We start from the raw sequence: 23,146 nt of genomic DNA on the forward strand, positions 1-23,146 counted from the left end.
ACGTGAACTAAACTGTCATGCGGAAATACTTTTACGTATGGGAGCCCAATAAAATTAATCTGAAGAATATTTCATGTGGTGTAACTATTTTGACAACATCATTCACTTTACATTAGTTTTCTAAAGGATTCAAGTGAATTGTATAGATTTCATACACAATTCACATTTTAAAACGTTTTCATTCCTTTTAATAAGCTCAACAAAAAAACGTAGCCAAAAAGCTACGTTTTTCTTTCATCGTTTCGGTGTATTTTTATGATTCTTCAAAAATGGAAGCGGGAATTGCTTACGGAAATGCTCTTTAATCATGTACTCTACACCGTTCTCACTATTTGAACGTGTAATCCAATCTGCTGCTTGCTTTAACTCTACAGGTGCGTTCCCCATCGCTACACCAAGTCCCACGTTTTCAATAACCTCTAAATCTTCCATACTATCTCCAATCGCAACCATTTCATTTAGCGAAATATTTAAATGCTCTCCAAGCAATTGTAATCCGCGTAACTTTGATACATTTTGCGGCAAGATTTCTATTCGTTTTGAATCACATTCAACATACTCTACATCTTGGAATGCTTTTCTTAATGTGTTCAGCCCTCTTTCTTTTTCACCCTTAGTTTGGAAAAGAACATCAATTTTTGGCGCCGCTACCGGATGGTCACGAAGCGCGTCACCTAACGAATCTACAAATTGAACTGGATAAAATAACGGATCTGCGCTTGATAATACAGTGCGCGCAATTAAGTTTGGTGTATTTCTCTCACGATTTCCTATCGAAAACCGTTCATGAGAAATACGTACGTTACAATCAAAGTGCTCTAACACTTGCACAATGTTAAAAGTCTTCTCTTCAGATAATCTTCTTTGAACGTACGGCTTATCTAACGTTGCTGAAACGAAAGCACCACCATGTGTCACTAATATAGAATCTAATTTTAACGCCTTTGCTACTTTATGAGCGGATTGAAAATTACGGCTCGTAAATAACGTAACGTATACATCTTTTCTTTTCACAAATTCAATTGTTTCTCTTAATCCTTTTGCAATTTTTCCATTGTTGTATAGTAGTGTCCCATCTATATTAAGAGCTAGTAAGCGATAAATCATGTCGCACTCCCCCTCTTCGCTGTTGTACTCTATCCATAATTTATGAAATACACCCGATAAATAGAACGAGTTAGAATTACTACTGAAAATTTGGTTTACTATATACATATACACTTAGTAAAGGAGATAGTACAATGCAGGCACCTCCTTCCTTTTATGAAGGCGATACGTTAGAAGTAGCAAAAAAATTACTCGGGCAAAAACTCGTTCATATTGTAGACGGAATAAAGCGAAGCGGAATCATTATAGAAGTAGAAGCATATAAAGGCCCAGATGATAAGGCCGCACATAGTTACGGCGGCAGACGGACAGACCGCACAGAAGTCATGTTTGGCGCACCAGGGCATGCTTACGTATATTTAATTTACGGTATGTATCATTGTTTTAACGTTATTACAGCACCAGTTGGTACCCCGCAAGGTGTTCTCATTCGAGCCCTTGAACCGGTAAATGGAATAGAAGAAATAAAACTAGCACGCTACAACAAAACAGACATTACAAAAGCGCAGTACAAAAATTTAACAAACGGTCCTGGCAAACTATGCCGTGCCCTCGGAATTACTTTAGAAGAACGAGGCTTATCATTACAAAGTGACACATTACATATTGAACTCGTCCCAAAAGATGAACACATATCATCACAATATAAAATAGCAGCAGGACCTCGTATTAATATCGACTATGCAGAAGAAGCTGTACATTATCCGTGGCGTTTTTATTATGAGGGACATCCGTTTGTTTCAAAGAAATAAGCAATATCAACGATTTTTCAAATATATCTATCATAACTTACAATATATCAACGGTTCGACAAGAAATATCGATTTATCGACAAATAATAACATTACGAATAAAAGAAGACTGTTCCAAAATGGAACAGTCTTTCCCTTTTACTCTGCACCTTCCGCAGTTGCAATATTATCCTCTAAGTTTTCTCTTGATAATTCAGCCGCCATAAAATCAGCTGTTTCTGGAAGTGCTAAATGCATATGAGCTTTTTGACAAATTTGAATCGTACAGTTTTCTATAACATAGTCGAAAACATGTCCACCCCCGCTTCTTTCATCATCAATATAATGTAAGTGGAATCCAGCTACACCAATACCTTGCGCATAATCTGGTGTCCAAAATCCAGCAAGCGTACCTTCTGTATTTTCAAATGAAAAGATTGGTTGTGATTTCGTCACTTCAACGAGCGGTGTATACGGTTTTTCTTGTCTTGGAACAGTTCTCGTTCTTACTTCACGGAACGTACCGTCCATTCGAATACCGTAAAATAAGTTTTTACTTGGCATTAATTCATGTAATAATGCTTCAACTTCTTCACGATTCATCGGACGCTCTACCGTATAACTCATTTCTTTTTCAAAAAACGTTACAGTCGCAAATGGTGTTGTTTCTTCTGGTTCTACTTTTTCTGCTGAACCGTCTGAACGTAAATGATAAAATTCATTATCAAATGCAATCATTTCACCATCTAATTGATCAAATGTGCCGATGCCAAAATCACCATGTTTTTTCAAATCTTCAAAGCTAATCACACCATCATATATACCATCTAATAGCGCAAGCATTGTAGATGTTTGATATACTTCATTACTCGTTTTCGTTTTTTTTGCATCAATATCAATTAATTGCGCAACAGTCATCTCAAATCTGCCTCCATTAGTTTAATTGGTTTGGTAATAATTTTTCGCTTAATTTAATATTGTCACGATAGTCAATTGGAATATCAATAATGACAGGACCATCTGCTGCTAGCGCGGATTTTAACACACCTTCTAATTCATCAGGCGTGTTAACACGAAGACCTAACGCCCCGAAACTTTCCGCATATTTCACAAGATCAACATCGCCAAACTCTGTAGCTGATGTTCTGCCGTATTTCATCATTTGTTGGAATGCAACCATATCATATGTGCCGTCTCTCCAAACAAGATGGACGATTGGAGAATTTAAACGTACCGCCGTTTCTAACTCCATCGCAGAGAATAAGAAACCACCGTCACCTGATACGGAAACTACTTTTTTACCTGGTTCTACTAAAGTAGCTGCGATTGCCCAAGGAAGTGCAACACCTAGCGTTTGCATACCGTTACTAAATAATAATCTACGTGGTTCATAAGAACGGAAACATCTCGCCATCCAAATAGAATGGGAACCGATGTCACATGTAACGGTTGTATCGTCACTAATTAAAGAACGAAGTGTACGAATCACTTGAAGTGGATGCGTAACACCTTCTGAAGGACGATTTGGAACTTCTGCTTGTTCTGATAATTTTGCGCGTAATCGTTCTAATACCGCTTCTGATTTCGTACTTAATACAAGTTTCGGTAATTTCTCCGCGATGCTATTTACCGTTAAGGCAATATCACCAATTAATTCACGCTCTGGTTGGTAATCATGGTCGATATCTGCTTGATGGTCGTCAAGATGAATAATCGTTCTGTCGCCAAGTTTATTCCAGAACTTTGGATCATACTCGATTGGATCATAACCGATAGAAATCACAAGGTCTGCTTCTTCTAGTAAAATATCACCTGGTTGGTTACGGAATAATCCAACGCGGCCGAAGAAATGATCTTCTAACTCACGTGAAATCGCACCAGCTGCTTGATATGTTTCAACGACAGGAAGTTCTGTATCCGCAATTAATTTACGAACAGCTTTCGTCACTTCATTTGTGCTCGCTCTCATACCGAGTAAAATAACTGGTAATTTCGCTGATTTTATTTTTTCTACTACATATGTAATATCATTTGTGGGAGCGATTCCAAGCTGTGGCTTAGAAAGCGCACCGATAGACTCTACAGTTGTTTCCGCAGTCATAACGTCTTGCGGAAGACTTACTAAAGTAGCTCCCGGATTTGTGGAAGTCGCACTTCGAAATGCATTACTAAGTGCTTCTGGCACATTATCAGGATGCTCTACTTCTACGCTATATTTTGTGATTGGTTCGAATAGTGCAGCATTATCCATAGATTGATGCGTACGTTTTAATCGATCCGTACGCGGTACTGCACCAGCTAAAGCAACAACGGGATCACTCTCCGCATTCGCAGTAACAAGACCTGTCGCTAAATTTGATGTCCCTGGTCCTGAAGTTACAAGACATACGCCCGGTTTCCCTGTTAATCTACCAATAGCAGCTGCCATAAATGCTGCATTTTGTTCATGACGACAAACGATTAACTCTGGTCCTCTTTCTTGCAATACATCAAATACAGAGTCAATCTTTGCTCCTGGAATACCGAAAACATGTGTAACACCTTGTTTAATTAAACAATCAACAACAAGATCTGCTCCTTTTGTTTTTGTCTTCACGTCGTTTGCTTTTACACCTGTACTCAAAACTAATCATCCCTTTATTTCATAATGTGTGTAATAAAGATTTTAATTTCACCTAGTTAATTAAGCTGGTGAAGTATCATTTATCATTATATTACAAATGCATTATTTTTCCAACAATATGAATTCGACATTATTTTGACAAGATTTAAAGAATACGCTTACAACCTTTTGTTTATCTTAAAATAACATTTTTATATCTCTTCTAAAAATGTACAAAAATACTTCCACCTATTCACATTATTAACAATTTATAGTACCTTGCAAAGAATAATAGTAAGTGATATATTTGTAAATAATGGAATACCCATTATTTGGAATGTTATTCACAATTAGTATATCTCCTTTCAAAAAGTAGATATAGATTGTGTGTGCTGTTTAGAAAAAAGATAGGATTTTCAGCCATAATTCATCATTTTATAAAGGAAAGTGATCGTTATGAACAAAAGTGAATTTTTAGAACAACTTAGTTCTTCCCTACGGAATATGCCTAATTCAGAAAAGGAGGATATTATCTCGGAGTACGAAACTCATTTTATTAGTGGTAAACAAGATGGAATATCTGAAGAGGAAATTTCTAAAAAGCTAGGAAACCCTAAAACCATTGCTAAAGAACTTACTGTTTCCTATGCAATAAGCAATGCTGACAGTAAACGAAGCTTCAAAAATATGATAATTGCACTTTTTTCTGTTATGAGCTTAAGTGTTTTAAACTTTGCCTTTATCTTTATCGCCTTTTTCGTACTACTCTTTTTATTACCGATTCTTCTAGCACTTATCATTGCCACGCCAGTATTAATTATTTCGCCTATTTTATTAATAGGATTAGGATTCTTTAAAGGGTTTCATCAAATTAGTTATTCCGATGTTTATAATGTGTTCATCGCTTTTTGCGTCGGTTTACTCATATCCGTCATATCTTATCAAATGGTAAAACATCTATATGCACTTTTAGTAAAGTATTTAAAATGGAATATTGCTATTTTACAAAGACACTAATGAATGTAAAAGGAGATTAAAATGAAGAAATATACTTTATATTCACTCATGCTACTTACTCTTTTATTTCTATCAGCTTGTTCAAACAGTGCACAACCTAAGGAAGAAAACGATGTACAATCTATTAAAGATGTTGCTATTAAAGTTCCAGAAAATATATTTAGTTCCTCAAAGAAAAACGAAACTATTAATGAAGACGAAATGAAGCAAAATATAAAAACTTATTTAGATTATAGCGGAGAGTTATACGAAAACATCGTTCCACTTTCGTCAGCCATGTCTGACGAGAAGGTTACTGAGTCCGACCGGGATAAATTACAAAAACTAATAGATTTAGCTCAACAAAACGATGCGAACTTCCATCATTTTATTAGTAACAATACGATTCCTGCTGATTACAAACAGCCTTCGAAGGAAATTCATAATTATATTTCAGCATCTACAGCACTTTCAGTAGAATTAGATCAGGAAATAGAAAAATTCGCTCAAGATGGTAACTTATTCAAAACTGATTTCTCTTTTACAAAGCGCTTTGAGAAAGTTAATGGTAGGAAGCAAAAAGAAATTGAAGAGTTTTTGAAGGAGAAAAACATTAAAACGGAGTATTTCAAAAAATAACAAACAAAAAAGACGTGTGTAGAGATAATAAACTTGTTTACTTCTTATAGGGCTAACGAAGTAGTTTAATGGAAGAAGAATTTATAGTGAGTGTTATAATAATCAATAACTTAAGCAAAGGGGGCAGCATTTTTGCACAAACTCAATGCATTAATACCAGAGCTATCAGTTTCAGATATGGAGGAAAGTTTAAATTTCTATTCGGAAATTCTCCTGTTTAAAATTGAATATCAAAGACCAGAGGATAAGTTTGCTTTACTGTCTTTAAATGACTGCCAGATTATGATTGAAGAAGTAAATGGTCATTGGAGTACTGGGGAGTTATCTTATCCCTACGGAAGAGGAATCAATTTTCAAATTATCATAAATGATATTGATTCACTATATGATAGTTTGAAAAAGAACGAGTATCCAATTAAATTTGATATTCAAGAGAATTGGTATAGAGCTGATACTAAATTAAAGGGACAAAAAGAATTTTTAATTATGGATCCTGATGGTTATCTATTAAGATTTGTTCAAAATTTAGTTGAAAAAGATGTTGAGGCAGATTAAGCTATGTAAAACAGGATAAAAATTTAGTAAATGGAGCAAGCTACTTTTTTTCAATAAGCGGCATTAGTTGAAGAAAAATTAACCAACTTTATTATTTTTATAAATTAAAGGCTACAACAATTAAATTTAGTTTTAAATAAATTTAAAACCACCTACAAGTTAATTTTAATAGGTGGCTATTACATTTCTTATACTAAAATTAAACACCTTTATTGTCACTGAAAAAGACGCCCCTATACTAGGAGCGTCTTCTCTCATTACGCTTGTTGTTGCGCGCTATATAATTCTTCAAGTGGCTTCATGATAATTTTGTTAACGTCACCGATTACAACGTTTAGGCGTTGCTCAGTTTCCATTAATTTTGTAATTTTAGCATCTTGTTGAATGCGAGCTACAACTTCTTGTGCTTGTTGGTTGTCTTCTTCAGTGATTTCTTGGCCTTGCATCATTTTTTGTTGTAGGCTAAGTTGCATTGTACGGAACTCATCGAATAAGTTCTTTGAAGCTGTGTCAGCTTGAACTGCTGCGTAGCTCTCTTTTAAAGTTTTGAAGTCTTCGTTTTCAGCGATTGCTTTTTGTAATTCATATGCAACATCATGAATGTTCTTTGTCATTTTATTTTTCCTCCTTTAGAAGGCTAGCGCTTTTCATACGCACTGCCTTTTCAGTGCATTTACATACGCACCTCTTCTTACCATATCAAACTATGCAAGAGATGTGAAGAAATTTCACTTTTATTTCTATGTACTCACCTTATTATCTAAGAAACAATAGTAACAATCCTTGTACGAGTCCGATCATTCCACCTAATAATGCTCCTAAATACGTAATCATTTTCAATTCGTTTTTCGTAATAGACAGAACTAAGTCTTCTAATCTTTCCGTTGAGAATGTAGACACTTCTTGCTGGACAATTTCCGCAAGGTGTAGATTATTTAGTATACTCTCTACGTTTTCTGTTCCCCACTTCAAGCCTTTCTTTACTGCACTTGGAACCACTTTTTCAATAATTGTTTCTCGAACCGGCTCACATACTTGCTGAACAGATTGATTTAAAAACTTACTCACTGTTTCCTCTACTTTAACTGCTGACAGCACGGAGCTTACAATCATTTCTTTCTCTACAAATGCTTCTAATTCTTTTACATCTCTTCCTTTTAACTTTTCCCACTCTTTTTGCAGTACGTCAGTTAAAAGCTGCTTTGTACCATCTTGACCTAAAAACTTAATAACTTCTGGCTGCACACGATCCACTACACTTACATTTCCTAAAAACATTCCGACTAAGTTAAGTAGCGTTCCGCGAGAAGCAAAGAAATCATCAATCATTTTTGAAAGACGTGCTTTCCCTTCTTCACTTTCAAAAAAGCTAATTCCTCGCTCTAAAATAAACGCCGAGACATTCGGAATCGCATTCTCTACTTTTTCATTTACAGAATGAGGTAAAGCCTGTTCCCATGTATATGTATAATACTCTGCTAAAAATGCATGAATTTTTTCTGTAATCACATGTTCGATTTTTCGAGTCGCTTCTTCTTCTACATGCGCTACATTCCATTTTTCTAACATATGTCGCAGTGATTGTTCATTCGTAATTACTTTATCCACTTCCACTTGCGCCCAGTGAATTAAACCTTTTTGAAACTCTTCATTTGTTAGCTTTTTTCCAATTCCTTCTGGTGTTAACAAATGTTCTACAACCATATTTCCTAATTGAACAGCAAGTTCATCACGACGCTTCGGAATTAACCCTGGTGTAAATGGAACTTGAAACTTTCCGATATAAATAGGACGATGAGGACGAAATAACATTTTTATCGCTAAATGATTCGTATATCCCCCAATAATTGCTCCGAGTCCTGTCGTCGTTAACATATTTAACCATATATTCATTACAATCAACCTTTCACTTCTCCAAAACTATAGCATATCATCATACGGACAAAAGTATAATGGTATAAAAACGTATTTGCAATATATAGCTTCGCCTATTATGCAAATAGTAGTAAAGGAGTGATTTCGTTGGTTCTCGGTCTTTTAGCTTCTAAATTTCATTACGAACAAACGTATTACACCGAAATCGCTAAACGCGCTCGGCTTTATCATAATGTCGTTGCCCAGTTTACGCCATTTTGTATTGATCCTAAAACAGACCTTATTTCTGGTCTTATTTACGATACAGATACAGGAAAATGGAAAGAGCAAACATTCCCTATTCCTTCTTATATATATGATCGTTATTCTTTTCACGAGGAAACAGACTTTGAAAAAGCAAAATCAATTATTCACTCTTTGCACAATCGTCCTTCCACTACCTTTTTAAATAACACACTTATTAATTTAAGTGAACTACATGATTTATTTCTCACTAATAAAAAACTGTCTCCTTATATACCAAAATTTGAAATTGCAACGATACAAAACATTTTCAAACTGTTGTTAAAAACTAAAGATATTATTATACGCCCCACTAATATACATTCTAAGGATAACTTATATCGAATTGCTTACAAAAATAAAACGTTTCATATCGATACAGTAAATGAAAAATACCATACTTCTATTACAATCAAACGGACAGACGAATTTATATCTTGGTGTAAATCTAACATACGTTCATCCCGTTACATAGCGCACACTATGCTACAACCACCAAATCAATTAACATATCCACTCCACATTCGAACCATTTTGCAAAAAAACAAAGAACAAACTTGGACTGTTATCGGTCAATTTATACAAAAAAGCTCATTTCCTAATCAACTTTTACCCTCAGCAACGGACGATGATTCATTGCATTCATTTTCAAAAATTAAATACGTACTATCTAGTACGGGTGTGCAACTATTGCACGACGCTTTACATGACATTATAAATGAAGTATTCCAAACACTAGATCAGTCTTATTCTTCGTTATTTGAACTAGAACTTTCCACAATTATGGATCAAAAAGGTGCAATCTGGCTTATGTATGTCAACACGATCCCTTCTTACGAACAATACATTCGTCATAGTGATTCATTAGCTGAAAAGATATTTCACGGACCACTTAAATTCAGTCGCTTTACACCATAATGAAAGGAGGTAAACCTATTTTGAAAGAACATATATATACATTAAACATTTCAGATGAACATCCAAATAGCATTACTTTACCTTACGTTTTTTCTATTACACCACCTATTACATCCCTCTCCTTCGGTATACGTCACCTTGCAAGTGAAGAGGTGAAAATTCATTATTCCTTTACTCGCGAAATTATTATCGGAAAACATATTGCCGAAAAACTTTTACTACCTCAATCCACTACTATTCATGCATTCACACAAAACCAAACAATTATTTTCGGACCATTAATCGGCATTTTTACAACTGGCTTTAACGATGATTCTTCTAACCCTTTAGGAAATCGTTCAATTGCTCTCAGTGAGTTGTTAACACCACCATTCTCATTACGACCGTTCGTATTCGTCTTTGGCGTTCAACATATAAACTGGGAAGAAGAAACGATTGAAGGATATTTCTTTCAAGAGAAACAATGGATAAAGAAAAAGGTCCCTTTACCAAATGTCATTTACGATCGATTACCGAATCGACAAGCGGAAAATTATAAACCAATCGTCAGAGCAAAAAGAAAGTTAGAACAAGACTACTCCATTCCATGGTTTAACCCAGGTTTTTTCAACAAATGGGAAGTTCATCAACTTCTTATGAAAGACGAATCAATTAGACCCTTATTACCAAACACAGAAGCATTTCAGCATTTTGAACAAGTAGAACGGTTTCTTGGCACGTATAAATCTGTGTACATGAAACCAATACACGGGAGCTTTGGTAGAAATATTCATCAAATATTTTATTCTCAAACAGAGAATTGCTACTACTGTCGTTATCGCGAAAATGAAGAAAATAAACTAAGAAAGTATCAATCATTAGAAACTCTTCTAAACCACGTATTAAAAGGACATGATTTAAAAAAGTTTATCGTACAGCAAGGTATTTCGTTACTTCGCTTCGATGGGCAACCTGTTGATTTCCGCATTCATACAAATAAAAATCATTTCGGTAATTGGATAGTTAGTGCAATCGTCGCCAAAATTGCCGGCAAAGGCAGTTTAACAACGCACGTAAATAGCGGCGGTGATACAAAATTGCTACAAGAGCTTTTTCCAGATTCAACGAAACAAGTTCAAATTGAAAATAAATTAAAACATACTGCCTTACAAATAAGTTACGCGCTCGATGAACAAGTAACCGGAAATATTGGAGAAATCGGTTTTGATATCGGTTTAGACACAAAGGAAAATCCGTGGCTCTTTGAAGCCAACTCTAAACCTGGGCGAACTGTATTCCAAGATAAAAAATTAAAAGAGCAAAGTGAACTGACGCGCCAGTTATTTTACGAATATGCCGTCTACTTAACTGAACATTCTTTACGTGATACAAAAGAAAAAATGTCTCAAATAAAATCAGGGGCTTCATCAAACACCGAACATATCCCTTCTCCTATGATTCACTCACAAATACAAAAACAAAAACTTCCACCTAGATAATAAGGTGGAAGTTTTCTATTTACACAAGTTTCACTACAACCTCAGTTTCCACGTTACATACTCCGCAATAAAAAACATGATTGCAATATTCATTTGAATTATTATGCGTTAAACCATCTACTGCACTTAATAATTCTTGATCCATATAGGCACTATAATCGTCTATGTAATCTACAGACTTCCCATAATCTTGGAGTATACTTTGGCAATTTTGACAAGAATATGTTTGTGATTCTAATGCGTTGCAAAGCGGGCAAATCCCCATCATGATTCCTCCATACGTTATCGTTTAAAGCCTCTCTTTTTTAGATTGAAGAGAGCACCTACCCATGCATAGGAGCGGTCACTCACTCCATCCCTACTTAAAAATAGAACTATGAAGTTGCTACCGATTTCATTTCAATAAATCATAAATAAGAAGCTAATGATTAGCCTACAAGTAGCAGGCTACAATGAGAAAATTATATTTAATATCCTCCTTAGTTTGGCCTGTTTTCTTAAAAATACAACGATTACTCTTATTTCATAATTTACGAAATCAATACGTTTTTTTGACAAAATTTACAAATTATTATTTTGTATATCTTTCTAGGTAACATCCATACTATGAGTACAAACTTAATTACCGATGGATTAGCGCCAACCGGGGCGATAATCTGGTTCAACTCCAGCTAGTCCAACCAAAAAAAATTTTTATAACTCTAAGGAGGATATATTCCTATGGCAAACCAAAATTCTTCAAATCAATTAGTAGTACCAGGTGCAACAGCTGCAATCGATCAAATGAAGTACGAAATCGCTCAAGAATTTGGTGTACAATTAGGAGCAGATTCTACGGCTCGCGCTAACGGTTCAGTTGGTGGAGAAATTACAAAACGTCTAGTTGCAATGGCTGAACAAAGCCTTGGCGGATTCCAAAAATAAATATATATGGCAAAAAGGTCTCAGGGCATATACCCTGAGACCTTTCTTAATTTACTGCAACATTTGTAAAAACTTTTTCGTGCGTTCTTCTTTTGGATTTGTAAATACATCTTCTGGTGTACCTTGTTCGACAACGACACCACCATCCATGAAAATAACACGGTTGGCAATTTGATGTGCAAAACGCATTTCGTGCGTTACAATAACCATCGTCATGCCTTCTTTAGCAAGTTCTTTCATGACTTTTAAAACCTCTTGAACGAGTTCAGGATCAAGCGCTGAAGTCGGCTCATCAAATAGTAACACTTCTGGCTCCATCGCAAGCGCACGCGCAATTCCAACGCGCTGTTGTTGTCCACCTGATAATTGGAATGGATATAAATCCACTTTATCTGCTAAACCAACTTTTTCAAGGAAATAGTTTGCTTTTTTCTTTGATTCTTCTTTCCCTACTTTTTTCACTGTAATGAGCCCTTCCATTACATTCTGAAGTGCTGTTAAATGAGGGAATAAGTTATGGTGCTGGAAGACCATACCTGTTTGTGTACGAAGATTTACAATATCTTTCTTCGATACTTTTTGAGCGAAATTAAGCTCTTTATTACCGATGCTAATATTACCAGCATCCGGTGTTTCTAGTACGTTGAGACAACGCAAGAATGTCGTTTTACCAGATCCAGACGGCCCAATAATAACAACAACCTCGCCCTTCTCAACTGTTAAATCTATATGCTTTAGTACGGTATTATCTCCGAAACTTTTTTGTAAATGTTGAATTGAAATCATAAAAACAAAAACTCCTTTTGTAAAAGGATTATTTTAACGTATAGCGTTCTGAACGCTTTTCTAACATCTGTTGTACGATTGATAATAAGAAACAAATAACCCAATAAATAAGACCTGCTTCAAAATAAACAATTAAAAATTCGTAGTTCATCGCCGCAATTTCCTGCGCTTTTCGGAACATTTCTGTTACTAAAATTAACGATGCTAATGAAGTATCCTTCACTAAGCTAATAAATGTATTTGAAAGCGGCGGGATTGATACACGCGTCGCTTGTGGTAAAATAACACGTTTTAACGCTTGCGGGTATGTCATCCCAATTGTGTAAGCTGCTTCCCACTGCCCTTTCGGAATGGAAAGGATAGAAGCACGAATAATTTCCGATGCATATGCACCGACATTTAATGAAAATCCAACAACTGCTGCTGTATATGGCTCAACTTCAATATTAAGAGTTGGAAGTCCATAGAAAATAATAAATAATTGTACAAGAAGTGGCGTTCCGCGAATGATAGATACATAGATACGAGCAATCCATTGTAAAATACGACTACCAGAAATACGTGCGAGCGCTGTTAACGTTGCCAGTATAATCCCGATAATAAATGTAATAAGCGTTAATGGAATTGTTGTAAAAACAGCTTCCTTCAGCATAGGCATGAAGGAAGACTGCATAATATCTGTCCAAGTAGACAATCGATCTGAAACCAATGCACTACTTAGATACATTTTCACCGAACCATTTTTTCGTTATTTTGTCATACGTACCGTCTTTTTTCATATCTTCTAACGCTTTATCTACTTCTTGTACAAGCTTATCGCTACCTTTACGGAATAAGAATCCACTTTGTGAAGCTTCTTTTTCTGTATCGACAATTTTAATTTTTGCATCTTTTTTCGTTTCTAAATAATTTAATACTGATAACTTATCATTAATTGTAAAATCAACGCGTCCTGAAGCTAATAATTCTGCCGCTTGGCTAAATCCTTCTACACCAATAATTTCCGCACCATTTTTCTTAGCGATATCTGCATAGTTACTCGTTAAAGATTGTGCTCCTTTTAACCCTTTTACATCAGCAAATGTAGCAGGCTTATCTTTATCTTTTGCAATAACTAATGCCGCTGAAGAGGAAACGTATGGCTTAGAGAAATCATATTTCTTTTGACGATCTTCACGAATACCAACTTCGTTCGCAACCATATCGAAACGTTTTGCATCTAGGCCAGCAAGTAAGCTATCCCATTGTGTTTCTTTAAATACAGGCTTTACACCTAAACGTTTTGCAACTTCTTCCGATAGTTCAACGTCAAATCCAGTTAATTTATTGCTTGAATCGTGGAACGTAAATGGTGGATATGTACCTTCTGTACCAATTACAAGTTCACCGCTTTGTTTAATCTTTTGTAACGCATCTTGACTAGCTGTATCTTTTTTCTCTTCTTTACCGCAGCCGGCTACAATCCCGATCGCTAATGTAGTTACTGCAAGCACTGAAAATAATTTCTTCATGATTGTAATCCTCCAAGTATTCTGATAGGAATTTAAAAACTATATTGATTGTATGCAATCTTGAACAATTTTTCAATGAAAATGTTCTTATTTAGTTTATCCTTTTTCTTCATAATCAAACAAAAGGGAAAAATAACGCTACATACAAAAAATAAGTAACATTTTTTAATATAGCATTTATAAAGAAAAAGGTAAAACAATACTTCTTATTTAACTGTCGTAATTCGCTAAAGAGTCGACATGTTCATCAATAAAAAAGAACTTGTGAAAATCACAAGTTCTCCTCCATACCTATTAAGCACTCTGATTGCCTTCCATTTGCGTTTTATACATATCATAATAACGCCCACGCTTTTTCATTAGTTCATCATGAGACCCTTTTTCCAAAATCGTTCCTCTATCGAGCACAATAATTTGATCTGCGCTTTTAATCGTTGAAAGACGGTGAGCAATAATAAATGTCGTTCTTCCTTTTTTTACAACTTCCAATGCCTGTTGAATCATCGCCTCTGTTTCTGTATCAATACTAGACGTTGCTTCATCTAAAATTAAGATAGCTGGATCAAAAGCAAGCGCCCTAGCAAACGAAATAAGCTGACGTTCTCCAGTGGAAAGCGTACTTCCCTTTTCTGTAATTTCTTCATTTATATTGTTTGCAAATCTTTCAGCACCAACATCATGCAATGCTTTTATGATACGCTCTTTTGAAATTTTTTCGTTTTCTAAGCTTACATTGGAAGCAACCGTCCCGCTAAATAAAAACGGATCTTGCAGTACGATTCCCATATGCTCACGAGTTGCTTGTTTCGGCATTTCTCTTACATCGTGACCGTCAATCGTAAGCTTTCCTTTTTCAAACTCATAAAATTGAAAGAGTACATTCATGATAGAACTTTTTCCTGATCCAGTATGACCGACAAGTGCCACTGTCTCGCCTTGTTTCGCTTCAAAAGAAATATTTTTTAACACCTCATCTTTTCCATTATAAGAAAATGATACATTATCAAATTTTACATTTCCTTTTAAACGAGGCATACGTTCTTCTTCTACCGCTTCCCCTTTTTCCTCTAACAATTCAAAGACACGTTCTGATGCAACGCGCGCTTGCTCTAAGTTGGCAAGCTGGTTCACCATATTCGTAATTGGCGAGAATAATCGTGTTAAATAATCGACGAACGCATACAGTACCCCAAGTGAAATAATACCTGTAGCACTTAATGACGCACCTCCGAAATACCAAATCACTCCTGTGAAAGCGATATTTCTTAATACGGCTACTAAGTTATGCGAAGTTGCTGCATTTAAATTTAAAATTTTATTTTGATACTTAAAATAATCGCCATTTAATTCTTCAAATTCTTTTTTCGTTTCACGCTCTTGACGGAACGCTTGAATAATTGGCATCCCTTGAATGGATTCATTCACTGTTCCGTTAATATCAGATAAACGAGAGCGCATTTTATGATTGTATACAGACGCGTATTTTCTATAAAGAATCGCCCAAACAATTAAAATTGGGATAATTAATAAACATAGTGAAGCGAGCTTCACATCTAGTAAAAATAGTGCAGCAAATATCCCAATAATATAGATGATACTAGAAACGAATGTTGCAAGTACCGTTACATATAAATCACGAATGGCCTCTGTATCATTCGTCACGCGCGAAACAATTTTCCCCGCCGGTAAATGATCAAAGTACCGAATCGGCAACGTTTGAATATGAGAAAAAACATCTTCCCTCATAATTTGAATAATTTTGTTCGCTGCCTTCTGCAAAAAGAACTGCTTTCCGTATGCAAATAATGATACGACTACTAATAAAGCGAAATAGCCACCACCAAGTAATAATAGACGGTTTATTTCTGGTTTATAAAACGCAAACACTTCTTCTTTCGTTAATGCCTTCGCTTTATACACTTGCACCGCCTTACCATTTTGAACGGTAATCATATCCCCTTTTACAGTACGTGATCCTTCAATATTCACTTTATTCGGTACAAAGTAATATTGAAAACCGACTTGCATTACGCGTACTTCTTTACCTTTTGTCTCGCCTTGTTCAAAGCGATCACTTCGCTTATAAAACGCGCCATTATATGAAACAGCTTCTTCACTCTTTTCTGTTTCATACCAAGGTTTCTCTATCCCGACGATATGATCATCAATCATCGTTTTAGCGACGAAAGGACCAGCAAGCTCTGCAATGACGAAAATAAATAACATCGCCATCGCTGCAAAAATCGTCCCTTTCACTTTCATCGCGTATTGAAACAATCGTTTTGAAACGCTCATATTTTCACCCCACTATCCGCACTTTCACTTTCACCTTGTTGTCTTTCAAACTGTTCAGCATACCAGCCTCCGCTCTGGATAAGCTGAGCATGCGTACCTTCTTCCATAACTGCGCCTTCATCCATAACGAGAATCCAATCCGCATGTTGCACTGCAGATAAACGATGCGTCGTAATAATCGTCGTCTTTCCGCTTCTTTCCGTTCTTATATTTTCAATGATCGCTGCTTCCGTACGAGCATCTACAGCTGATAAAGAATCATCCAAAATTAAAATTTCTGGATTTTGAATAACAGCTCGCGCAATTGAAATCCTTTGCTTTTGTCCACCTGATAAAGAAACACCTTTCTCTCCAACGAGCGTTTCTAACCCTTCTGGTAAAAACTCTAAATCCTTTGTAAACGCCGCGATTTCAATCGCTTTCTCGAGTTCTTCTTCAGTCGCTTCTCGGTTTCCGAATAAAATATTTTCCCTCGCTGTTTTTGAGAACAAAATATGTTCCTGAGGTACATACCCAATCCATCCGAGTACATTTTCATTCGCTATGTTATCTAACGTCACATCAGAGACTGCAATATCTCCATCTCCAAGCGGATATTGACGAAGAAGTTGACGTACAAGCGTCGTTTTCCCACTTCCTGTTTTTCCGACAACCCCAAGCGTTTCTCCTTGCTTTAATGTGAAAGAAACCTTTTTTAAATTTTTTTCAGTTGATGAAGGATATGAGAAAGACACATCATCAAACTGAATATAATCCGGCTCTTGCACAAGCTTTGGATGTTTCGGATTCTTTACATCTGGCTCATACGCTAACGTTTCATTCACACGGTCAAGCGAAGCATTTCCTCTTTGCATAACATTAATTAATTCACCAATTGCAAACATCGGCCAAATCATCATCCCTAAATACACGTTAAAAGAAACGAGTTCACCAAGCGTCACCTTTGACTGGAACACAAGGTATGCACCGTACACTAAACCGATTAAATAACTAAGACCGACAAGCATTTTCACAGTTGGTTGGAATAATGCATCAATTCTCGCTACCTTCATATTTTTTTCGTAGACGTCATCTCCTAAATGATGAAATCTTTCCTCGTCTGCATTCTCTTGTACGTATGCACGAATAACGCGCACACCAGCGATTGATTCAAGCACTTTATCATTCATATCACCGAACGCATCTTGCGCAACTGTAAATCTTTCATGCAATTTCTTTCCATATATATTCATCGCATACGCCATAATTGGAAGCGGTATAAGCGCTGCAAATGTAAGCTCCCAACTAATTGTAAAACCCATCATACAAACGATCGTAAGCATATATAAACTAGAATCCACGAGCGTTAATATACCAAAACCAGCTGTCATAGCGATTGCTTTTAAATCATTCGTTGCTCTCGCCATTAAATCGCCAGTACGATTTTTTTGATAAAAAGTCGGCGTCATCTTAAGTAAATGCCCCATAAATTTAGAGCGCATCGTTTTCTCCAGTACAAATGCACCGCCAAACAATTGATGTTGCCATACGAAAGTGAGGCCATATCCAACGATCGTAACCCCTATTAAAATGAGAATAGATTGCATAATTGCTTCGTTCGATAACGTTCCTGTTTTTATGTTATCTATCGTAACCCCTAACACTTTCGGGGGAATCACTTCAACTATATTCACAATTAAAAGAGCTCCAATGGCAATACTATATCTCTTCCAGTGCTCCCTAAAAAACCATTTTAACTTTAGTAATACTGATAACAATGTAATCTCTCCCTTCTCGTTCTCGTTTAATTCTCATTTCTTTATCCACTATCCAAACCCATTACATTTACATTTCGTAACCCATACAATCTCATCACATTTTTCCACCTTCCAAAATTTTATATAGGAATATGGAAAATAAACAAAAAAAAGCATACCGCCGCTTGACGATATGCACAGGAATGCATAAAAAGCGTACGTTACGATATACGCAACGTACGCTTTTTATAAGACAAAGATGCCCTATATATCCGCACGGGTTGCGTAATGATATAAATGTTTTCTGCCATTTAACAGAGCTAAGCTCATTACATTTACGATTACAATCATTACGCACACCCCCTTCATTTATTTTCCATTTATAATCTTACAACTTTATTGAGTATTCTGTCAATTTTTTTTTTACACATAAAGTAAAATGCACGAAAATGAAAATGGTTCATGACATAATAAACCAGTTTGAAATAAAAGAATGTTCTGTAAGAAAGGGCATACAAAATAAAAAAAGAATAAGAAATCGTTTTCACAAACATTTCATTTGAAAAATGTTATCAAACCCCCTACAATCACCTTATACTCACTCTTACAAGTTGCTATTTTAGGAGGACTAATCATGACAACTAGCAATACGTACAAATTTTATTTAAACGGAGAATGGAGAGAAAGCTCTTCAGGAGAAACAATCGAAATTCCATCTCCATACTTACACGAAGTAATTGGACAAGTACAAGCAATTACTCGCGGAGAAGTAGATGAAGCAATTGCATCTGCAAAAGAAGCTCAAAAATCATGGGCAGAAGCTTCTCTACAAGATCGCGCAAAATACTTATATAAATGGGCTGATGAGCTCGTAAATATGCAAGATGAAATTGCCGATATCATTATGAAAGAAGTCGGTAAAGGATATAAAGATGCGAAGAAAGAAGTTGTTCGTACAGCTGACTTCATTCGTTACACGATCGAAGAAGCTTTACATATGCACGGAGAAAGCATGATGGGCGATAGCTTCCCGGGCGGTACAAAATCTAAGCTTGCGATTATCCAACGCGCACCACTTGGTGTTGTATTAGCAATCGCACCATTTAACTACCCAGTAAACTTATCTGCTGCAAAACTTGCACCAGCATTAATTATGGGTAACGCTGTTATTTTCAAACCAGCAACTCAAGGTGCAATTAGTGGTATTAAAATGGTTGAAGCACTTCACAAAGCTGGCCTTCCAAAAGGTCTTGTAAACGTAGCTACAGGACGCGGTTCTGTAATTGGTGACTACTTAGTAGAACACGAAGGCATCAATATGGTATCGTTCACAGGTGGTACAAACACAGGTAAACATTTAGCGAAAAAAGCTTCAATGATTCCACTTGTATTAGAACTTGGTGGTAAAGATCCTGGTATCGTTCGTGAAGATGCTGACTTACAAGATGCTGCAAACCATATCGTAAGCGGTGCATTCTCTTACTCTGGTCAACGTTGTACAGCTATTAAACGTGTACTTGTACACGAAAACGTAGCCGACGAGCTTGTTAGCTTATTAAAAGCGCAAGTAGCTGAACTATCAGTTGGATCTCCAGAACAAGACAGCACAATCGTTCCATTAATCGACGACAAGTCTGCTGACTTCGTTCAAGGCTTAGTTGACGATGCTGTTGAAAAAGGTGCTACAATCGTTATCGGTAACAAACGTGAGCGTAACTTAATTTACCCAACATTAATCGACCACGTAACAGAAGAAATGAAAGTTGCTTGGGAAGAGCCATTTGGCCCAATCCTTCCAATCATCCGTGTTTCTTCAGACGAGCAAGCAATTGAAATTGCTAACAAATCAGAGTTCGGCTTGCAAGCAAGTGTCTTCACAAAAGACATTAACAAAGCATTTGCAATTGCTAACAAAATCGAAACTGGTTCTGTTCAAATTAACGGACGTACAGAGCGCGGCCCTGATCACTTCCCATTCATCGGTGTAAAAGGTTCAGGTATGGGCGCACAAGGTATTCGTAAGAGCCTTGAGTCTATGACACGTGAAAAAGTAACTGTATTAAACTTAGTTTAATCTTATAAAAAGAAGCTGATCTATTTTTAGATCAGCTTCTTTTCTATATAAATACTTCCGAAAAACGAAGTATTTCATTCTACTTCCGATTTGGTTTTCCAAATCGAACTAAAACATGCCATAATAATTTTAATTCCTGAAGCACTTCTTCATAAGTGCCACGATCACTCCAAGATAATGGATTGCGTTTCAAATCCACTACAGCAGAGCCAATTATATTTGCATCGATACAATGATTCCTTGCAATGCGTCTTGCTAAAGATGGCATTTTTGAACCTCTAAAATCCATCGGAACTTCGTCTACCATAAGTACAAAACCGATGTGCCAATACAAATCAATAGCATACTTCAGGCAAATCTCTTCTAAAACTCTTCCTACATCCGTACCCTTAAATGAAGGATCTGCAACAAGCACCTCTACGTCTTCTTTAAGAGAAATCTCTCCATGAATCTGCGCTTCAATATAATGATTAAGCTTACGGGCTGGCTCTTTGCTTACTAAATCTATAAACGGCCTTTTCAGGTTAGCCAGTAAATGATTAATAAATATTGTTGGAGTCAAATTTCCTTCACCAATTGCAAAATCTCTTACGAATGTCTCTTCTAAAAGAGCAGCTAAAATCATATCAAACTCCTCATAAGTCCCCTTTTCTTTCGGATCTTGATGCGAATCTAAATACGTATATGTAGAGCGCGAAGAAACTTTTGGAGATAAAAGAAAATAACATGAACCAAAACGCGGAGCCGGCCCATCTGGATGTAACATTAAATTTAGCGCTCCGTATTTTGGCCGTTGCTCATTCGTTACGCCTTCTAATTGATATGCCCCTCCAAATATTCTCTTTTCCCAAAGGTCACGTTCACCACCAGGGTAAGCAGATACGCTTCCATTAGATAGTAATGTTTCAAATTGACTTTTATATACTCCTTGCTCAAACAATGCTTCAGCAACACTTTTCATACTCGAATCAAGTCTGTCTGGATGAAAGTGTAAAGCAATCCTTGCATGAGATTTTAAATTAGCGACAGCCTCTTCAAATATTTCATCTGTAATATTAGACATTTTAAGTATATGATTAATCGTTGCTTTAGCCTCACGTTTTTCGTTCTCTGCATATTTTGAAATATACTCTAAAGCAAATAATTGAGATCTTGATAATTCCATAATCCAATCTCCCCTTTAATTGAAATGACCTTAATCTTTTCAATTAAAAGTGCATTTTTTCCTTCTTATGCAACTAACCTAATTTATTGAACAAAAAGTACTTTAATACAGTCTAATTACAGATACGAGCATTCTTTACGGGTAAATCCACACATTCTACAGAAATTTGATACCCTAGCCATCGCTCAGCAATATGTTCAAATGATAAAACAGATCCCGTTGTAAAAAAGCGATGCTTCGGATTCAGATTGTCAGACAAAATTCCTTTGTGCTGTAAAATGGTACTTAACTCTATCGCTGTTTCTTCTGCAGAACTAATAATCGTTACATCTTCTCCTAGTTCCTTTTTTATATAGGACTCTAGAAGTGGATAATGCGTACACCCAAGAATTAACGTATCTATATCTTCTTTCGTTAATGGAAGTAACGCTTGTTTCACTTGCTGCGTGACATATGCTATATCTTCTAATCGATTTTCTACAACTGTAGCTAAAGTCGGACACGCATGACTATGCACTTCCAAATATGTATCAAGCTCGTGTAATGCTTTTTCGTACATATTAGATTTTATCGTACCTACAGTTCCAATTACTCCGATTTTCTCTTTCTTTGTTACTTTAATTGCCGCTCTTGCTCCTGGATGTATAACGCCAATAACTGGAATGGAAAGTGCTTCTTGCAGCGCAGTCAATGCAGCAGCTGCAGCAGTATTACATGCTACGACTAGCGCTTTTAATGGAAACTGTTTGAGGAACTCAACCATTTCAAATACGAAAGATTGCACCTCCTCTACACTTCTTGGCCCATACGGGCAACGCTTATTATCACCAATATAATAAATGCTCTCTTTAGGCAATTGTCTTATAATTTCGCTCGCAACTGTTAATCCCCCAACTCCCGAATCTAACACACCTATTACTGAATGTTTATGACAAACAGACATTTATTTCATCCCCTTTTCAATCATCTAGCGCCAATAACATGTATTATATTACGGAAATTCAAATATCACATAACAATCCCTCTTACTTTTAATCACAAACTCTTCTCTATAATCTGATTATTACTATATCCATTGACGTATAAAAATACATTTGTTACTCTTAAAGACGTTAATTTAATATTTAAATCCTCATTCGTATCTCGGTGAGGTAGAGGTTGCAATCATTAAGAGTATCATTTCAGGAGATGTAGTGGCATTGATGAAGGAATGAGAAAGGAATGGTTGCCGAAGTAAGTCGTGTCCACCATGCACGCTTGCTGGGTCTGCATTTAATAAGTGCAGAACTGTCACAAACGTTTCGTTTGTGGAGAGCTATCGAGAGGTATGTCGTGGGTTTCTTATAAGATAGAAAGCATGTAGCGGCAGATTACGTGCTTTTTTTGTTTTGTTTGGGACTTCTCTTCTCTACTAAGAAGACATACATATCTCCTCGCTTGACTTGGTTATACTAACTTTGGAGGTATTTTCT

General features: G+C 36.1%; 21 protein-coding genes and 1 riboswitch. Of the genes, 8 read left to right on the plus strand and 13 right to left on the minus strand.

The features are described from left to right. Window positions 1-234: 234 nt before the first annotated feature. Window positions 235-1,107 carry a Cof-type HAD-IIB family hydrolase gene (locus H6481_RS06330; RefSeq protein ID WP_000640430.1) on the minus strand — a complete coding sequence of 291 codons (873 nt, stop codon included), beginning with the start codon at window positions 1,105-1,107 and terminating at the stop codon, window positions 235-237. A gap of 134 nt (window positions 1,108-1,241) precedes the next feature. Here H6481_RS06330 and H6481_RS06335 point away from each other — a divergent pair, with 134 nt between their 5' ends. After that, entirely contained in the window at window positions 1,242-1,859 is a 618-nt protein-coding gene (locus H6481_RS06335) for a DNA-3-methyladenine glycosylase (protein ID WP_075716847.1), read from the plus strand. Window positions 1,860-1,997: 138 nt separating this feature from the next. On the opposite strand, the gene alsD is transcribed toward H6481_RS06335, so the two are convergent. After that, window positions 1,998-2,756 (minus strand): alpha-acetolactate decarboxylase, encoded by a 759-nt coding sequence (alsD, locus tag H6481_RS06340; protein WP_000215024.1) that lies wholly within the window; start codon window positions 2,754-2,756, stop codon window positions 1,998-2,000. Between the two features lie 16 nt (window positions 2,757-2,772). Beyond that, window positions 2,773-4,461 carry an acetolactate synthase AlsS gene (gene alsS / locus H6481_RS06345; protein ID WP_000103533.1) on the minus strand — a complete coding sequence of 563 codons (1,689 nt, stop codon included), beginning with the start codon at window positions 4,459-4,461 and terminating at the stop codon, window positions 2,773-2,775. Between the two features lie 435 nt (window positions 4,462-4,896). Here alsS and H6481_RS06350 point away from each other — a divergent pair, with 435 nt between their 5' ends. From H6481_RS06350 to H6481_RS06360, 3 genes are all read left to right on the plus strand, one after another. Further along, window positions 4,897-5,457, plus strand: coding sequence for a DUF1700 domain-containing protein (locus H6481_RS06350; protein WP_023521266.1), 561 nt, complete (start codon window positions 4,897-4,899; stop codon window positions 5,455-5,457). Window positions 5,458-5,478: 21 nt separating this feature from the next. Continuing rightward, the gene (locus tag H6481_RS06355) at window positions 5,479-6,075 is read left to right on the plus strand and encodes an NDxxF motif lipoprotein (RefSeq protein ID WP_075716849.1); all 597 of its coding nucleotides are present in this window, start codon (window positions 5,479-5,481) and stop codon (window positions 6,073-6,075) included. A gap of 132 nt (window positions 6,076-6,207) precedes the next feature. Further along, on the plus strand, window positions 6,208-6,630 hold the full coding sequence (locus tag H6481_RS06360) for a VOC family protein (RefSeq protein ID WP_000549334.1): 423 nt from the start codon (window positions 6,208-6,210) through the stop codon (window positions 6,628-6,630). A 257-nt stretch (window positions 6,631-6,887) separates the two neighbouring features. Here H6481_RS06360 and H6481_RS06365 read toward each other — a convergent pair whose 3' ends face one another. Both H6481_RS06365 and H6481_RS06370 read right to left on the minus strand, forming a co-directional pair. Continuing rightward, window positions 6,888-7,244 carry a YlbF/YmcA family competence regulator gene (locus tag H6481_RS06365; protein WP_000164614.1) on the minus strand — a complete coding sequence of 119 codons (357 nt, stop codon included), beginning with the start codon at window positions 7,242-7,244 and terminating at the stop codon, window positions 6,888-6,890. A gap of 142 nt (window positions 7,245-7,386) precedes the next feature. Further along, window positions 7,387-8,523 (minus strand): DUF445 family protein, encoded by a 1,137-nt coding sequence (locus tag H6481_RS06370; RefSeq protein WP_002060818.1) that lies wholly within the window; start codon window positions 8,521-8,523, stop codon window positions 7,387-7,389. Window positions 8,524-8,652: 129 nt separating this feature from the next. Here H6481_RS06370 and H6481_RS06375 point away from each other — a divergent pair, with 129 nt between their 5' ends. After that, window positions 8,653-9,705, plus strand: coding sequence for a YheC/YheD family protein (locus H6481_RS06375; RefSeq protein WP_063546557.1), 1,053 nt, complete (start codon window positions 8,653-8,655; stop codon window positions 9,703-9,705). A gap of 20 nt (window positions 9,706-9,725) precedes the next feature. Then, window positions 9,726-11,183, plus strand: a complete 1,458-nt coding sequence (locus H6481_RS06380; protein ID WP_000658108.1) for a YheC/YheD family protein — start codon at window positions 9,726-9,728, stop codon at window positions 11,181-11,183. Between the two features lie 19 nt (window positions 11,184-11,202). On the opposite strand, the gene H6481_RS06385 is transcribed toward H6481_RS06380, so the two are convergent. Then, window positions 11,203-11,448, minus strand: coding sequence for a hypothetical protein (locus H6481_RS06385; protein ID WP_000510477.1), 246 nt, complete (start codon window positions 11,446-11,448; stop codon window positions 11,203-11,205). A 455-nt stretch (window positions 11,449-11,903) separates the two neighbouring features. Between H6481_RS06385 and sasP the strand changes: the two genes are divergently transcribed. Next, window positions 11,904-12,107 (plus strand): small acid-soluble spore protein, SasP family, encoded by a 204-nt coding sequence (gene sasP / locus H6481_RS06390; RefSeq protein ID WP_000013339.1) that lies wholly within the window; start codon window positions 11,904-11,906, stop codon window positions 12,105-12,107. 51 nt (window positions 12,108-12,158) lie between these two features. Here the strand turns inward: sasP and H6481_RS06395 are convergent, their stop codons facing one another. The 5 genes from H6481_RS06395 to H6481_RS06415 form a co-directional block, all read right to left on the minus strand. After that, a complete protein-coding gene (locus H6481_RS06395) occupies window positions 12,159-12,893 on the minus strand; it encodes an amino acid ABC transporter ATP-binding protein (protein WP_182811244.1) in 735 nt (244 codons plus the stop codon). Between the two features lie 28 nt (window positions 12,894-12,921). After that, complete coding sequence (locus H6481_RS06400; protein ID WP_000281502.1) at window positions 12,922-13,620, minus strand: amino acid ABC transporter permease; 699 nt, start codon at window positions 13,618-13,620, stop codon at window positions 12,922-12,924. Then, window positions 13,607-14,404, minus strand: coding sequence for an amino acid ABC transporter substrate-binding protein (locus H6481_RS06405; protein WP_000732858.1), 798 nt, complete (start codon window positions 14,402-14,404; stop codon window positions 13,607-13,609). Before H6481_RS06405 ends, H6481_RS06400 begins: the two co-directional genes overlap by 14 nt. A gap of 294 nt (window positions 14,405-14,698) precedes the next feature. Next, on the minus strand, window positions 14,699-16,699 hold the full coding sequence (locus H6481_RS06410) for an ABC transporter ATP-binding protein (RefSeq protein ID WP_106823034.1): 2,001 nt from the start codon (window positions 16,697-16,699) through the stop codon (window positions 14,699-14,701). After that, window positions 16,696-18,456 (minus strand): ABC transporter transmembrane domain-containing protein, encoded by a 1,761-nt coding sequence (locus H6481_RS06415; RefSeq protein WP_182811246.1) that lies wholly within the window; start codon window positions 18,454-18,456, stop codon window positions 16,696-16,698. The genes H6481_RS06410 and H6481_RS06415 overlap by 4 nt, the downstream gene beginning before the upstream one ends. Before the next feature lie 613 nt (window positions 18,457-19,069). Here H6481_RS06415 and gapN point away from each other — a divergent pair. Further along, a complete protein-coding gene (gene gapN / locus H6481_RS06420; RefSeq protein ID WP_000213634.1) occupies window positions 19,070-20,509 on the plus strand; it encodes an NADP-dependent glyceraldehyde-3-phosphate dehydrogenase in 1,440 nt (479 codons plus the stop codon). Window positions 20,510-20,588: 79 nt separating this feature from the next. On the opposite strand, the gene H6481_RS06425 is transcribed toward gapN, so the two are convergent. Both H6481_RS06425 and racE read right to left on the minus strand, forming a co-directional pair. Continuing rightward, window positions 20,589-21,674 carry a DUF3626 domain-containing protein gene (locus H6481_RS06425; protein ID WP_182811249.1) on the minus strand — a complete coding sequence of 362 codons (1,086 nt, stop codon included), beginning with the start codon at window positions 21,672-21,674 and terminating at the stop codon, window positions 20,589-20,591. A gap of 112 nt (window positions 21,675-21,786) precedes the next feature. Continuing rightward, window positions 21,787-22,617 carry a glutamate racemase gene (racE, locus tag H6481_RS06430; protein ID WP_000109671.1) on the minus strand — a complete coding sequence of 277 codons (831 nt, stop codon included), beginning with the start codon at window positions 22,615-22,617 and terminating at the stop codon, window positions 21,787-21,789. 201 nt (window positions 22,618-22,818) lie between these two features. Then, window positions 22,819-23,000: riboswitch (Lysine riboswitch) on the plus strand. Window positions 23,001-23,146 lie beyond the last annotated feature (146 nt).

The sequence above is a fragment of the Bacillus sp. ME78 genome, assembly GCF_903970865.1.
Taxonomy (GTDB): domain Bacteria; phylum Bacillota; class Bacilli; order Bacillales; family Bacillaceae_G; genus Bacillus_A; species Bacillus_A cereus.